A 13,641-nucleotide genomic window follows, 5' to 3' on the forward strand; every position below is an offset into this window, starting at 1 on the left:
CTCGGAGACCGAGCCCTTCTTGCCCAGCGCCGAGACGCGCACAGCCTCGATCGCCTGCTCGTCGGCCGCGGCCGCGATGTCGGCCATCAAAGAAGCTTCAAGGGTTTCAAGATTTCCAGCGGTGGCGTTCACGGCGAAACTCTCTCGATCGGGCAACCACCGGGGTTCGGCGCGTCACCAATTTGGTTGCATCAGGCATAAGAAAAACCCGCGCCAGCCGTGCCAGCGCGGGTTCCCCAAATCAGAATAGCGAATGCTTGGGAAGCGCTGGCTTAGGCGACAGCGCTCTCAAAAGCATTCGGCGTGGTGTTCTTCAGATATTCGAGCGCCACCTTGGCCTTGGCCACAAGGGCTGCGAAAGCCTGCGGCTCGTGGATGGCCATGTCCGAAAGAACCTTGCGATCGATCTCGATGCCGGCCTTGTTGAGGCCGTCGATGAAGCGGCCATAGGTCAGGCCGTGCTCGTGCACCGCTGCATTGATGCGCTGGATCCACAGCGCGCGGAACGAGCGCTTGCGGTTCTTGCGGTCGCGATAGGCGTACTGCAGCGACTTTTCCACCGCCTGCTTGGCGATGCGGATGGTGTTCTTGCGACGGCCGTAGAAGCCCTTGGCGGCTTTCAGGACCTTCTTGTGCTTGGCGTGGGCGGTGACGCCTCTCTTTACGCGTGCCATGTCATGATCTCCTTAAAACGCTGTTCCGGACCGAATGCTTAAAGGCCGTTCGGCAGAAAATTCTTGATGACCTTCTTGCCGTCCGGTTCAGCCAGAACCATCGTGCCGCGGGCATCGCGAATGAACTTGTTGGAACGTTTGATCATGCCGTGGCGCTTGCCGGCGGCAGCCGACAGCACCTTGCCGGTGGCGGTAATCTTGAACCGCTTCTTGGCGGCCGATTTGGTCTTCATCTTGGGCATTTTGCTACTCCGTAATGTGGCGCACCATCGCGCTTCTTTTCTCGCTTCGGGCCGACCAGAGCCCGAAAAGCAAATGAAACCGCCACGGCATGCCCTGCCGGGCGGTTTTTGTTTTTGCTCTGCGTATCGTGCTTTCCGTAAATCAGAGATGATTTCCGGCCCGATACGCAGAACGGCGGTCCTATAGATCAAACAGGGCTCGTGCGCAACACCTCACGCCCTGCGGCGCGCTGTCCCGTTCAGGGCAGCGTGAACCACACCGGCAGCACCCCCGACTGCTGCGCGCCGTCGATCAGTTCGAAGGCCGGCAGCGCCACCAGGAATACCAGCCCGTCGAGCAGCGTGTTCAACAGCAGGCGCGGCTTGAAGCTGCCGGTGTCGCCTTCCTGGTAGAGCGAAAGCTTTGGAAAGAAGCGCGGCACGCGCGCCAGATAGGCTTTGTAGGGAGCGCCGAGGACTTCCTTGAGATAGCGCTCCTCGCGCAGGATGACGATGTGGAACGCGCCGGCGCAAAGGACCGCGAAGAGGATGATGCCGGAAAACGAGCCGATCTGCGCGCCAACGCCGGCTGCCGCCACGGTCGAGAACAGATAGAGCGGGTTGCGGGTGATCGAATAGGGCCCGCCGGTGACCACTTCGGAGGATTTGCGGCCGCCGATGTAGAGCGTCGACCACAAGCGCCCGACGATGCCCAGGAAGATCAGGAGCACGCCGAACATCTCGATCGTCTCGTGCACGGGCGTCTCGGGAGGGAACGTCGACTGGCCGAACAGGAGTGCCGCAAACAGCACCACGATGAGCACCGCCAGCACGATGCGGCGCATATACTGGTAGCCGCCCAACCCTTCTATCTGGTTGTCGGTCGGGATCTTTGTTTCATCGACCATGGCCAATCCGATCGTCGTGTTTTGATCGCGATCGGGAAAATCCGATCGTCGATTTGATCGCGATCGGGAAAATCCGATCGTCGATTTGGTCGCGATCGGGAAAATCCGATCGTCGATTTGCTCGCGATCGAGGAGCTCGATCGTCGAGAAGCCGGCGATCGGATAGAAAAACAGGCGCCCCGCCGATCGTCGGGTCGCCCTGCGCGGCAATTCAGGCGGATTTTGGAGCACCAAGCAGCGCCGGCCGGTCAATTCTCCTTCGCGAAACCGTGATCGGCGCGACAGTTTGCGGCGATCGCGCCGGAATGGCTCCAGGACGGAAAGGAAACGTGAGGCGCACCGTCAGCGGGGCGCCAGCACCATCATCATCTGTCGGCCTTCGAGCTTCGGCTCGGCCTCGACCTTGGCGATCGGCGCGACTTCCTCGCGCACCTTGTTCAGGAGCTGCATGCCGAGTTCCATATGCGCCATTTCGCGGCCGCGGAAACGCAGCGTCAGCTTGACCTTGTCGCCGTCCTCGAAGAAGCGCCGCACGGCCTTCATCTTGGTCTCGTAGTCATGGCTGTCGATGTTCGGGCGCATCTTGATCTCCTTGATCTCGATGACCTTCTGGTTCTTGCGCGCCTCGGCCGCCTTCTTCTGGTTGGCGTATTTCAGCTTGCCGAGATCGAGGATCTTGACGACAGGCGGCTGCGCATTGGGCGATATCTCGACGAGATCCAGCCCGGCCTCTTCGGCCAGCAGCAGCGCGTCGTTGATGGAAACTTCGCCACGGTTGTGGCCTTCTGCGTCGATGAGCTGGACCCGGGGCACCCGGATGTCTCGGTTGGAGCGCGGACCGTCCTTGGTCGGGGCCGCTGCTTTGAAAGGTCTGCGAATGGTCGTGGTCTCCTCGGCCGTTTCGTTCAGGGTTTCTTTGAGTTCAATCGCTTGGACGCGCCTATGTGGTGAGCGCGCGGCCGGAGTCAATAGCACAGCCTCGCCAGGAAATCACCTCAAAGCTTGCCGTTGCCTGCACCAAGCAAAGAAAAGGTGCGAGCACTTTTCCGCGAACCGCCGGATGTGCCAAAAGACCGGCCGGAAGGACGAGGTCATGGACGCCAGCGCACCAGTTTTCATCGACGTGAACGGAACGCAGATCGCTGTCAGGCAGGGGCCGGGCTCAGCGCCGGGCATCGTCTGGCTGGGCGGCTACAAGTCCGACATGCTGGGCACCAAGGCCGAGGCGCTGTCGGCCTGGGCGAGCCGCGAAGGCCGCGCCTATCTGCGCCACGACTATTCCGGCCACGGCGAATCGGGCGGCGAATTCGCCGAGGGCACGATCTCGAAATGGCTGGCCGAGAGCCTCGCCGTCTTTCGCCGCTTCAGCAAGGGCAAGCAGATCCTGGTCGGCTCCTCGATGGGGGCGTGGATTGCGCTGCGCATGGTGCAGGAATTGCACAAGGCCGGCGACGACCGCATCGCCGGCCTGGTGCTGCTTGCGCCGGCGCCCGACTTTACCGTCGAGCTGATCGAGCCGGTGCTGACCAGGGCGCAGAAGCGCGACCTTTCGAAAAAGGGATTTTTCGAGGAACCGTCCGACTATTCCGCCGAGCCCTATATCTACACGCGCGCGCTGATCGAGGACGGCCGCGCGAACCGGGTGATGACCAGGCCGATCGACACTCATTGCCCGGTGCATATCCTGCAGGGTCTCGCCGATCCCGACGTGCCTTCCGGCCATGCGCTGAAGCTCGCCGCACTGCTGCCGGCCGATGACGTCACGCTGTCGCTTATCCCCGACGGCGATCATCGCCTCTCCCGCCCGGAGGATCTCGACATGCTCAACCGCGCCGTCGGCGACCTGGTCCAGCGGGTTTCATGAGCATGCGCATTTCAATCCCGATATCCGCCTTTGTTGCGGCGATCGTCGGCTTTGGCGGCACTTTGGCCATCGTCATTGCCGCCGCCAAGGCGATCGGCGCCACTCAGATCGAGACCGCGAGCGGAGTGACGGCCATCTGCCTGGCCATGGCCATCGAATGCCTGTGGCTGTCCTGGCGCACGAAAATGCCGGTCATCACCGCCTGGTCGACGCCGGGCCTGGCGCTGATCGCGGCCTCCAGCGGCTTCACCATGGCGCAAGCCGTCGGCGCTTTCATCGTCACCGGCATCCTGTTGATCGCCACCGGTCTGTTCAAGCCGCTGACCCGGCTGATCGCGCAGATTCCGGCCTCGGTGGCGTCCGGCATGCTGGCCGGCGTCCTGGTCGGCTTCGCCATCAGTGCGGTCAAGGCCATTCCCGCCGATCCGTGGCTGATCCTGCCGCTGATCGCCGCCTTCTTCGTCATCCGGCTGTTCAACCCGGCGGTTTCGGTCCTTGTCGTGCTGATCGGCGGCGGCCTTGCCGCCTTCCTCACCGGCCGCGTCGGCGGCCTGCCGGCGCCGGAATTGTCGACACTGACGCTGATCGCTCCGCAGTTCACCGTTTCGGCGATCATTGGCCTGGCCTTGCCGCTCTACCTCGTCACCATGGCCTCCCAGAACCTCTCCGGTCTCGCGGTGCTGAAAGCCGCCGGCTACCACCCGGAACCTGGCCCGCTGATCGGCGTCACCGGGCTGTTCTCGCTGCTCTCGGCGCCGTTCGGCGCCTCGACGACCAATCTGGCGGCGATCTCCGCGGCGATCTGCACCGGCCCGGATGTCCATCCGGATCCCGCCGAGCGCTGGAAGACGGGGCCGTTCTATGCGCTCGCCTATCTGGTCTTCGCCATCTTCGGCGCTTCGCTGGTGGCGATCTTCGCCGTCCTGCCGCAGAGCCTGATCGTGCTGGTCGCCGGCCTGGCGCTGATGGCGCCTTTAGCCAACGCGCTCTCGATCGCGCTCCATGATGCGGGCGAGCGCATGGCGGCCACGCTCACCTTTGCGGTGACGGCCTCAGGGCTCACCTTGTTCGGCGTCGGCGCGGCTTTTTGGGGGCTGGTCGCCGGAATGGCAGTGCTTTTCCTCGAGAAACTCAAAAAGCGATAATCATTTCAGGCCTTTCGCCGGTTTTGGCCGGACTTGCCTTGAATCGCCGATTTCGCCTTCCCATTTCGATTCCACGCAGCCGGTTTGGCTGTCTCCAACGGAAGGATTGGGAGAAAATGAACACAAGTGCATTGATCCGTCCGGCCTGGACGCCGGCGACCATCGCGCTGATGGTGATCGGCTTCATGGTGTTCTGGCCGCTGGGCTTCGCCATGCTTGCCTACATCATCTGGGGCGACCGGCTCGAAGGCTTCAAGCGCGATGTCAACCGCGCCACCGACGGCATCTTCGCCGGCTGCCGCCGTGGCTCGGAAAAGGCGGCCCGCTGGGGCCATGGCTCGTCCCGCACCGGCAACGTCGCTTTCGACGACTGGCGCGAGAAGGAACTTGAGCGCCTCGCCGAGGAGCGCCGCAAGCTCGACGAGATGCTGAACGAGTTCGACGAGTATGCCCGCGAGCTGCGCCGTGCCAAGGACCAGGAAGAGTTCGACCGCTTCATGGCCGAGCGTAACAAGCGGACCGCGCCAACCACGACGAGTGGTCCAACCGGAGCGACGGGGCCGAAGCGCGGCAAGGGGTCGAACCTCCTTGACGACTGAGCCTCAATCATAAGACTCGGCCGACATGCGGCGTCGCGCGAGCGGCGCCGTTTCTTTTTTGTTCTCCATGTAGCCTCACTCTACTGGTCGTTTTTCTCGAATCGCGTATCGTCCGGCCATGACCCTCGGCTTCTTTCGCAATCTGACCAAGCCAGAACCCAAGCCCGTCGTGGAGCGCGAGCATTGCGTCGCCGGCCGCACCCTGCCGCTCAAAATCGTCGAAAGCGCGAGGGCCCGGCGATTGACGCTGCGTATCGATTCCGGCGGCCAGGGGCTGCGCATAACCGTGCCGCCCGGCTTGCGCCGCGGCGAGGTGGAGAAGTTCCTCGACCGCCATCAGGACTGGCTGGAGCAGCGCCTGGCCAAGGTGCCGATGCGCCCGCAGGTGCGGCCCGGCATCAAGATCCCGATCCGCGGCGTGCCGCACCGCATCGTCCATGAGCCGGCGAAACGCGGCACCGTCACCATCGCGCGCGACGAGCGCGGCCCGCTGCTCATCATCCATGGCGAGCGTGTCCACCTGCCGCGCCGCATCGCCGATTATCTGAAACGCGAGGCCAAGCGCGAGATCGAGAAGCTGGTGGTCAAGCACACCGAGGCGATCGGCAAGCGCGCCAAGGCGATCCGCTACAAGGATACCTCCAGCCGCTGGGGGTCATGCACCTCGGAGGGCAATCTGTCCTTCTCGTGGCGCATCATGATGGCGCCGCCGCCGGTCATCAATTACCTGGTGGCGCATGAGGTCGCGCATCTGAAAGAGATGAACCACGGACCGAAATTCTGGAAGCTGTGCGAAAAGCTCTGCCCCGACACCGATCGCTGCAAGGACTGGCTGAAGCGCAACGGCGGCGCGCTGCAGGCGATCGTGTTTGAGTAGGCGTCGCCCTGGCACCCGTATAGCTGGCGGCCCAGCGCAGCCGCTCAATCGTCATTCGCCGCGTTGAGTTCCTCCGGCCGCAGCCCTTCCTCACTTGCATGCGGCCACGGCAGAAAATTCCGGTCGAACGCGTCGCTGCCGAAATAGTCGAGCGCCCGGTGCGCCTCGGCGCCGTTGAAAGCGGACTTGTCCATCAGATGCGCGATCACCTCGCGCGCCTGCGCGATCTTCTGTCTGAGTTCGGCGACGGTCTTGTCGGTCATGATCTTCCTGCTCCCGCCTGTGTCCCTATTCGAAAAGGTAGCGCTTTCCGCCGGCCCGGCAACGGCATGCTTTTTCTCGACTCTTGCGGCTTTTCGTGCCAATCCCGCGCCATGACGCTCGACATCAAGATCTGCGGATTGAAGACCGACACCGCGATGGCCGCCGCGCTTGCCGGCGGGGCCAGCCATGTCGGCTTCATCTTCTTTGCCAAAAGCCCGCGCTTCGTCGATCCGGCCGAGGCTGGCCGTCTGCGCCAGGCGGCCATCGGCAAGGCCAAGGCGGTTGCCGTCACCGTGGATGCGGATGATGACTTTCTCGACGATATTGTCGCGAGGATGCAGCCGGATATGCTGCAACTGCATGGTTCCGAAACGCCGGTGCAGGTGGCCGAGCTCAAGACCCGCTACGGCCTGCCGGTGATGAAGGTGCTGTCGGTCAGCGAAGCCGCGGATCTCGAGCGGATAAAGCCCTATGTCGGCGTTGCCGACCGCTTGATGTTCGACGCCAAGCCGCCCAAGGGAACGCAATTGCCGGGCGGCAATGGCGTCGCCTTCGACTGGCGCATCCTTGCCGGCCTTGACGCCGGCCTCGATTACATGCTTTCCGGAGGACTCAACGCCGCCAATGTCGGCGATGCCCTCAGACTGGCCAATCCGCCCGGGATAGACATCTCCTCCGGCGTGGAGAGCGCTCCGGGCGTCAAGGAACCGGCGCTGATCGAGCAGTTTTTCCGGGCCGTCAGGGCCGCGCGCGACGACCGCGCCGCCTGAGGAAGTTTTCAAACCCGAGCATGTCCCGGAAAAGTGGGAACCGGTTTTCCGATAAGGACGTGCTCAGAAGCAAAGACTCAGGAGATCGGCGATGAACAGGCCGGCTATGCCCAATTCCTTCCGCACCGGGCCCGACGAGCAGGGCATGTTCGGCATTTTCGGCGGCCGCTTCGTCGCCGAGACGCTGATGCCGCTGATCCTCGATCTCGAAGAGCAGTGGAACAAGGCCAAGAATGATCCGGAGTTCAAGGCGGAGCTGGAGAACCTTTCGACCCATTATGCCGGTAGACCGTCCAAGCTCTATTTCGCCGAAGGCCTGACAAGGCATCTTCGGGAGGTTTCCTCGGCGAAGGGCCTCGGGGGCGGCGCCAAGGTCTATTTCAAGCGCGAGGACCTGAACCACACCGGCTCGCACAAGATCAACAATTGCCTCGGCCAGATCCTGCTCGCCAAGCGCATGGGCAAGAAGCGCATCATCGCCGAGACCGGTGCCGGCCAGCATGGCGTCGCTTCCGCCACGGTCGCTGCGCGCTTCGGCTATCCTTGCGTGGTTTACATGGGTGCCACCGACGTCGCCCGCCAGAGCCCGAACGTCTTTCGCATGAAGCTGCTCGGCGCCGAGGTGCGCCCGGTCACCGCCGGCCACGGCACGCTGAAGGACGCCATGAACGAAGCGCTGCGTGACTGGGTCACCAATGTCGAGGACACCTATTACCTGATCGGCACCGCCGCCGGCCCGCATCCCTATCCGGAGCTGGTGCGCGACTTCCAGTCGGTGATCGGCACGGAAGCGCGCGCCCAGATGCTGGAGCAGGAAGGCCGGCTGCCCGACGTCATCATCGCCGCCGTCGGCGGCGGCTCCAACGCCATTGGCCTGTTCCACCCGTTCCTCGACGACAAGGATGTGCGCATCATCGGCATCGAGGCCGGCGGTCGCGGCCTCGACGGCGTCGAGCACTGCGCCTCGATGAATGCCGGCGCGCCGGGCGTGCTGCACGGCAACCGCACCTACCTCTTGCAGAATGCGGACGGCCAGATCCTCGACGGCCATTCGATCTCGGCCGGTCTCGATTATCCGGGCGTCGGGCCCGAGCATGCCTGGCTGCGCGATTCGGGCCGCGTCGAATATGAGCCGATCCTCGACGAGGAGGCGCTGGAGGCCTTCCAACTGACGACCCGCGTCGAAGGCATCATCCCAGCGCTGGAATCGGCGCACGCCATCGCGCATGCGATGAAGATCGTGCCGAAAATGGACAAGGACCAGATCGTCATCGTCAACCTGTCCGGCCGCGGCGACAAGGACGTGCACACGGTGGCCAAGATGCTGGGCATGGAGATCTGACAATGACGACCCGCATCGACCGCCGCATGGCGAAGCTCAAATCCGAGGGCCGTCCGGCTTTGGTCACCTATTTCATGGGCGGCGATCCCGACTACGAGACATCTTTGGCTATCATGAAGGCGCTTCCCGGCGCCGGCAGCGATGTCATCGAGCTCGGCATGCCGTTCTCCGATCCGATGGCTGACGGCCCGGCCATTCAGGCGGCGGGTCTCAGGGCGCTGAAAGGCGGCCAGACGCTGGTCAAGACGCTGAAGATGGCGTCCGAATTCCGCGCCGGCGACGACGAAACTCCGATCGTGCTGATGGGCTACTACAACCCGATCTACATTTACGGCGTCGATCGTTTCTTGGCCGACGCAAAGGCGAGCGGCATCGACGGCCTGATCGTTGTCGACCTGCCGCCGGAAATGGACGAGGAGCTCTGCGTTCCGGCGCTGAAGGCGGGCATCAATTTCATCCGCCTGGCGACGCCGACCACCGACGACAAGCGCCTGCCGAAGGTGCTCGAGAACACCTCCGGCTTCGTCTACTACGTGTCGATGACGGGCATCACCGGCTCGGCCTTGGCCGACACTGCCAAGGTGTCGGCGGCGGTCAAACGCATCAAGGGTCACACCGCGCTGCCGGTCTGCGTCGGCTTCGGCGTCAAGACCGCCGAGCAGGCGCGTACCATCGGCGCCTCCGCCGACGGCGTCGTCGTCGGCACGGCGATTGTCAACGCGGTCGCCAATGTGCTCGGGCCCAAGGGCGAGAAGACCGCCGATCCGGCCGACGCGGTCGCCACGCTGGTCAGCGGGCTTGCCCAGGGCGTCCGCTCGGCCCGCCTTGCTGCCGCCGAATAGTCTGACTATTTGTTTTTACGCAATTCCGGACGGAAAACCGCCACACACTTTTCCTGGAATTGCTGGACGTCTCTTCGTCGGGACAGGAGCCGAAGCGATGAACTGGATCACCAACTACGTTCGACCGAAGATCAATTCGATGCTCGGACGGCGCACCGACATGCCGGAAAATCTCTGGATCAAGGATCCCGAGACCGGCGAGATGATCTTCCACAAGGACCTCGAATCCAACCAGTTCGTCATCCCGTCTTCCGGCCACCATATGAAGATCTCGGCCAAGGAGCGGCTGAAATACTTCTTCGACGACGGCAGATACGAGACGCTGGAAAACCCCAAGGTCGTGCAGGATCCGCTGAAGTTCCGCGATGAGAAGCGCTACACCGATCGGCTGAAAGAGGCGAAAGCCAAGACAAGCCTCGAGGACGCGATTCTTAACGCAGTCGGCACCATCGAAGGTCTGCCGGTGGTGGTTACCGTGCAGGACTTCGCCTTCATGGGCGGCTCGCTCGGCATGGCCGCGGGCGAGGCCATCGTCCATGCCTTCGAGGTCGCTTTGCAGCGCAGGCGGCCGCTGATCCTGTTCGCCGCCTCGGGCGGCGCCCGCATGCAGGAGGGCATCCTCTCGCTGATGCAATTGCCGCGCACCACGGTCGGCGTCGACCGGCTGAAGGAAGCCGGCCTGCCCTATATCGTGGTGCTGACCAACCCCACCACCGGCGGCGTGACCGCGTCCTATGCCATGCTGGGCGACATTCACATCGCCGAGCCCGGCGCGCTGATCGGCTTCGCCGGCCCGCGCGTCATCGAGCAGACGATCCGCGAGAAGCTCCCCGACGGCTTCCAGCGCGCCGAATATCTGATGGAACACGGCATGGTCGACATGGTGGTCTCGCGTCTGGAGATGCGCCCGACCATCGCACGATTGTTGAAGATGCTGCTCAAGACCCCAGTGGCCGAGAAGCCATTGGAGCCTGAGATCCTGCCGCCGGCGGTCGTCAACGCCGAAGCCCGGCCGCAGGCCTGACGCGACACCGTTTGCCGCCCACCGCGATTGCGCCAGCTGGGCTGCGCAGTAGCTGTTTGCGCATGATCCCTTTCCAAAACCGATCCCGGTTCGGGCTCATGCGCCAGAGCAATTCCAGCAAGAGTGCGTAGCGGTTTTGCGTCCGGAATTGCACACGAACGAAAGGCATTGAAGGCGATCCTGTTCTTTCGCCGCAAATGCTCTAGGATTCCGCCATGACAACGCTCGCCGCCGATCGTGAAATCGAACATCTGATGACGCTTCATCCGAAAGGTTTCGACCTTTCGCTGGACCGCATCGCCCGCCTGCTCGAGCGTCTCGGCAACCCGCAGGACCGGCTGCCGCCGGTCATCCACATCGCCGGCACCAACGGCAAGGGCTCCTGCGCCGCCTTCTCGCGGGCGCTGCTGGAGGCGGCCGGTCATCTCGTCCATGTCCACACCTCGCCGCACCTGGTAAACTGGCACGAGCGCTACCGGCTGGCCGCCGAGGGCGGCGGCAAGCTGGTCGACGACGATGTCTTTGCCGAGGCCATCGCGCGCGTCGCCAAGGCCAATCAAGGCCAGAAGATCACCGTTTTCGAGATCCTCACCGCCGTCACCTTCATCCTGTTTTCCGAGCATCCGGCCGAGGCGGCGATCATCGAGGTCGGGCTCGGCGGCCGCTTCGATGCCACCAATGTCATTTCGCGGCCTGCCGTCTCGGTGATCATGCCGGTGTCGATGGATCACGAAGCCTATCTCGGCGACCGCGTTGAGCTGATCGCGGCCGAAAAGGCCGGCATCATGAAGCGCGGCTGCCCGGTGGTGATCGGCGCGCAGGAAAGCGAGACCGCGCTGGAGGTGCTGATCGAGACCGCCGAGCGGCTGGATTGCCCGACCGTTGTCTACGGTCAGGATTTCCTGGCCTTCGAGGAGAACGGCCGCATGGTCTATCAGGACGAGGACGGTCTGATGGACCTGCCGCTGCCGCGCCTGCCCGGTCGGCATCAGTTCGCCAATGCCGCCGCGGCGATCGCCGCGGTCAAGGCCGCCGGCTTCGAGATAAGCCATCGGGCTGCCGAAAAAGCGATGACCAGCACCGCGTGGCCGGCCCGGATGCAAAAGCTGACGCAGGGCAGGCTGGTTGAGCTTGCCCCAAAGGGCGCCGAGATCTGGCTCGACGGCGGCCACAATCCGGGCGCCGGCGTCGTCATCGCCGAAGCGCTGGCCGAGCAGGAGGAAAAGAACCCGCGCCCGCTGATCCTCATCGCCGGCATGATCAACACCAAGGACCAGACCGGCTATTTCAGCGCCTTCAAGGGGCTTGCCCGCCATGTCTACACGGTGCCGGTGAGCAAGAGCGATGCCGGCGTGCCCAATGACGAGCTCGCGCTGCGCGCCACCGAGGCCGGCCTGTCAGCCGAGCCGGTCAACTCCGTCGCCGATGCGCTTATGCTGTTGCGCGACAGCTGGGACGGTCCGGCGCCGCGCATCCTCATCGGCGGCTCGCTATATTTCGCCGGCGCCGTGCTGGACGAGAACGGCACGCCGCCGACCTGATAGCGCCGAGGCAGTCGCGAGGAGCAATCGTGATCAAGGTGAACCAACTGGCCCATGTCTGCATCTTCGCGCATGACCTTGAGGCGACGCGCGGCTTCTACCGGGATGTGCTCGGCATGGACACGCAGTTCAACTTCCTGCGCGACGGCAAGATCTTCGGTTTCTATCTCAATTGCGGCGGCCGCAGCCATGTCGAGGTGTTCGAGAAGACCGAAGCCCGCTACAGCGAGGCGAACCAGGTCAACCACTTCTGCCTGGAGGTGGAAGACATGGACGCCGCGATCGCCCATATCCGGTCGAAAGCGGTCGAGGTGACGGCGAAGAAGCTCGCTTGCGACGGCACCTGGCAGGCCTGGATCAAAGACCCCAACGGCGTCAAGATCGAGCTGTTCGAATACACGGCCAAAAGCGCGCAATTCATCGGCGGCGATCGCGTCGCCGATTGGTAGCGGCGTCTGCCTCGAAGGTTATTTCAGCTCGATCTCGATGAAGGCGTATTCGCCGTCATTGACGTTGATGACATCGTGCTCGACGCCTTCCCGGCGGAAATAGGGCGCGCCTTGCTTCATCTCCGCGAAGGATTCGCCGTCCTTGGTCACCAGCTTCACCTTGCCGTCCATCAGCGGCACGATGACATAGTCGTGGCCATGGCGGTGCCAGCCGGTGTTGGCGCCCGGGGCGAAGCGGTATTCGGTGACGATCACGCGCTCATTGTCGACGTGAACTGTGGCCTTGGCTGTTCCGGTCATGGGGCTCTCCTTTTCTTAAGGAAAGGAGATGGCTGCCCGAAGCGTCAGGGCCAGAGCGCGGTCAGCGATGGCGCCAAGGAAAAAGCCCGGCGCGATGGCCGGGCTCGATCTTTCTGATATTCGGATTGGCTCAGGCGAGGCTGCCATTGATCCAGTGCGACAGCGCGGTCTTCGGTGCCGCACCCACCTTCATGTCGGCCACTTCGCCGCCCTTGAAGATCATCAGCGTCGGGATCGAGCGCACGCCGTACTGGGCGGCCAACTCGGGATTCTCGTCGATGTTGAGCTTGGCGACCTTCACCTTCGAGCCGAGCTCCTTGGCGATGTCTTCCAACGCCGGGGCGATCATCTTGCACGGACCGCACCACTCGGCCCAGAAATCCACCACAACCGGCTCCTTGGCATTGAGCACATCGGCCTGGAAATTGCCCTTGTCGACCTTGACGGTGGCCATGCTGAAATCCTTTCGAAAACTCGGGTTGCACCAAATGTGGTGGCTGTGGTGGCGATGTTCAAGCAGTTCTTGTGTCACGCTCCCGTGAGTCGGGCAAGGGCACCGTCCATGGCCGCTGCCGGCAGCTCGATCAGGCGCGGCGCCTCGGTGAACAGCAGCGCGGCCGTCACCGTGCGGCCCGGATAGAGCGGCTGAAGCAGCGCGCGGTAGAGCGCAAGCTGCAGGACATAGGCCGGCGGCACTTCGGCCAGGCTGGCCGGCGCCGGCCGGTTGGTCTTGTAGTCGACGATCGAGACCGTTTCCGCGGTGACGGCCAGCCGATCGATCTTGCCGGAGATCGAGCGCAGCCTGCCCCTTACCTCCAGGC

At 63.6% G+C, this 13,641-nt stretch carries 18 protein-coding genes and 1 pseudogene; 10 read left to right on the forward strand and 9 right to left on the reverse strand.

Annotated features, from left to right (window positions below; all coding sequences use genetic code 11):
- From EOA75_RS35070 to infC, 5 genes and pseudogenes are all read right to left on the reverse strand, one after another.
- Positions 1-132: pseudogene (locus EOA75_RS35070) on the reverse strand (phenylalanine--tRNA ligase subunit alpha); the annotation flags it as partial.
- Between the two features lie 140 nt (positions 133-272).
- Positions 273-674, reverse strand: a complete 402-nt coding sequence (rplT, locus tag EOA75_RS17180) for a 50S ribosomal protein L20 (protein ID WP_040968947.1) — start codon at positions 672-674, stop codon at positions 273-275.
- 38 nt (positions 675-712) lie between these two features.
- A complete protein-coding gene (rpmI, locus tag EOA75_RS17185; RefSeq protein WP_027166935.1) occupies positions 713-916 on the reverse strand; it encodes a 50S ribosomal protein L35 in 204 nt (67 codons plus the stop codon).
- A gap of 239 nt (positions 917-1,155) precedes the next feature.
- A complete protein-coding gene (locus tag EOA75_RS17190; protein WP_067324658.1) occupies positions 1,156-1,803 on the reverse strand; it encodes an isoprenylcysteine carboxylmethyltransferase family protein in 648 nt (215 codons plus the stop codon).
- A gap of 342 nt (positions 1,804-2,145) precedes the next feature.
- Complete coding sequence (infC, locus tag EOA75_RS17195; RefSeq protein ID WP_067003282.1) at positions 2,146-2,682, reverse strand: translation initiation factor IF-3; 537 nt, start codon at positions 2,680-2,682, stop codon at positions 2,146-2,148.
- 214 nt (positions 2,683-2,896) lie between these two features.
- Here infC and EOA75_RS17200 point away from each other — a divergent pair, with 214 nt between their 5' ends.
- The 4 genes from EOA75_RS17200 to EOA75_RS17215 all read left to right on the forward strand — a co-directional run bounded on the left by EOA75_RS17200 (position 2,897) and on the right by EOA75_RS17215 (position 6,288).
- The gene (locus EOA75_RS17200; RefSeq protein WP_127324723.1) at positions 2,897-3,667 is read left to right on the forward strand and encodes an alpha/beta hydrolase; all 771 of its coding nucleotides are present in this window, start codon (positions 2,897-2,899) and stop codon (positions 3,665-3,667) included.
- A gap of 2 nt (positions 3,668-3,669) precedes the next feature.
- Positions 3,670-4,812 carry a benzoate/H(+) symporter BenE family transporter gene (locus tag EOA75_RS17205; protein WP_127324724.1) on the forward strand — a complete coding sequence of 381 codons (1,143 nt, stop codon included), beginning with the start codon at positions 3,670-3,672 and terminating at the stop codon, positions 4,810-4,812.
- A 116-nt stretch (positions 4,813-4,928) separates the two neighbouring features.
- Positions 4,929-5,411, forward strand: coding sequence for a DUF2852 domain-containing protein (locus tag EOA75_RS17210; RefSeq protein ID WP_067002952.1), 483 nt, complete (start codon positions 4,929-4,931; stop codon positions 5,409-5,411).
- A gap of 118 nt (positions 5,412-5,529) precedes the next feature.
- The gene (locus EOA75_RS17215; protein WP_067002950.1) at positions 5,530-6,288 is read left to right on the forward strand and encodes a M48 family metallopeptidase; all 759 of its coding nucleotides are present in this window, start codon (positions 5,530-5,532) and stop codon (positions 6,286-6,288) included.
- Positions 6,289-6,332: 44 nt separating this feature from the next.
- On the opposite strand, the gene EOA75_RS17220 is transcribed toward EOA75_RS17215, so the two are convergent.
- The gene (locus EOA75_RS17220) at positions 6,333-6,551 is read right to left on the reverse strand and encodes a hypothetical protein (RefSeq protein ID WP_067002948.1); all 219 of its coding nucleotides are present in this window, start codon (positions 6,549-6,551) and stop codon (positions 6,333-6,335) included.
- Between the two features lie 111 nt (positions 6,552-6,662).
- Between EOA75_RS17220 and EOA75_RS17225 the strand changes: the two genes are divergently transcribed.
- The 6 genes from EOA75_RS17225 (at position 6,663) to EOA75_RS17250 (ending at position 12,520) form a co-directional block, all read left to right on the forward strand.
- The gene (locus EOA75_RS17225; RefSeq protein ID WP_127216519.1) at positions 6,663-7,322 is read left to right on the forward strand and encodes a phosphoribosylanthranilate isomerase; all 660 of its coding nucleotides are present in this window, start codon (positions 6,663-6,665) and stop codon (positions 7,320-7,322) included.
- A 91-nt stretch (positions 7,323-7,413) separates the two neighbouring features.
- Positions 7,414-8,664, forward strand: coding sequence for a tryptophan synthase subunit beta (trpB, locus tag EOA75_RS17230; protein ID WP_127324725.1), 1,251 nt, complete (start codon positions 7,414-7,416; stop codon positions 8,662-8,664).
- A gap of 2 nt (positions 8,665-8,666) precedes the next feature.
- On the forward strand, positions 8,667-9,506 hold the full coding sequence (gene trpA, locus EOA75_RS17235; RefSeq protein ID WP_127324726.1) for a tryptophan synthase subunit alpha: 840 nt from the start codon (positions 8,667-8,669) through the stop codon (positions 9,504-9,506).
- A gap of 97 nt (positions 9,507-9,603) precedes the next feature.
- Entirely contained in the window at positions 9,604-10,530 is a 927-nt protein-coding gene (gene accD / locus EOA75_RS17240) for an acetyl-CoA carboxylase, carboxyltransferase subunit beta (RefSeq protein WP_127324727.1), read from the forward strand.
- Between the two features lie 215 nt (positions 10,531-10,745).
- Positions 10,746-12,071, forward strand: coding sequence for a folylpolyglutamate synthase/dihydrofolate synthase family protein (locus EOA75_RS17245; RefSeq protein ID WP_095827280.1), 1,326 nt, complete (start codon positions 10,746-10,748; stop codon positions 12,069-12,071).
- Positions 12,072-12,100: 29 nt separating this feature from the next.
- Positions 12,101-12,520 carry a VOC family protein gene (locus EOA75_RS17250; protein WP_127239640.1) on the forward strand — a complete coding sequence of 140 codons (420 nt, stop codon included), beginning with the start codon at positions 12,101-12,103 and terminating at the stop codon, positions 12,518-12,520.
- A gap of 18 nt (positions 12,521-12,538) precedes the next feature.
- Here EOA75_RS17250 and EOA75_RS17255 read toward each other — a convergent pair whose 3' ends face one another.
- The 3 genes from EOA75_RS17255 to EOA75_RS17265 all read right to left on the reverse strand — a co-directional run.
- Positions 12,539-12,820 carry a cupin domain-containing protein gene (locus EOA75_RS17255; RefSeq protein ID WP_127324728.1) on the reverse strand — a complete coding sequence of 94 codons (282 nt, stop codon included), beginning with the start codon at positions 12,818-12,820 and terminating at the stop codon, positions 12,539-12,541.
- A 130-nt stretch (positions 12,821-12,950) separates the two neighbouring features.
- Entirely contained in the window at positions 12,951-13,274 is a 324-nt protein-coding gene (trxA, locus tag EOA75_RS17260) for a thioredoxin (RefSeq protein ID WP_041000044.1), read from the reverse strand.
- Between the two features lie 74 nt (positions 13,275-13,348).
- A partial coding sequence (locus tag EOA75_RS17265) for a PD-(D/E)XK nuclease family protein (RefSeq protein WP_164747419.1) occupies positions 13,349-13,641 on the reverse strand: 293 nt, incomplete at its 5' end.

Source organism: Mesorhizobium sp. M1A.F.Ca.IN.022.07.1.1 (assembly GCF_003997575.1).
GTDB lineage: Bacteria > Pseudomonadota > Alphaproteobacteria > Rhizobiales > Rhizobiaceae > Mesorhizobium.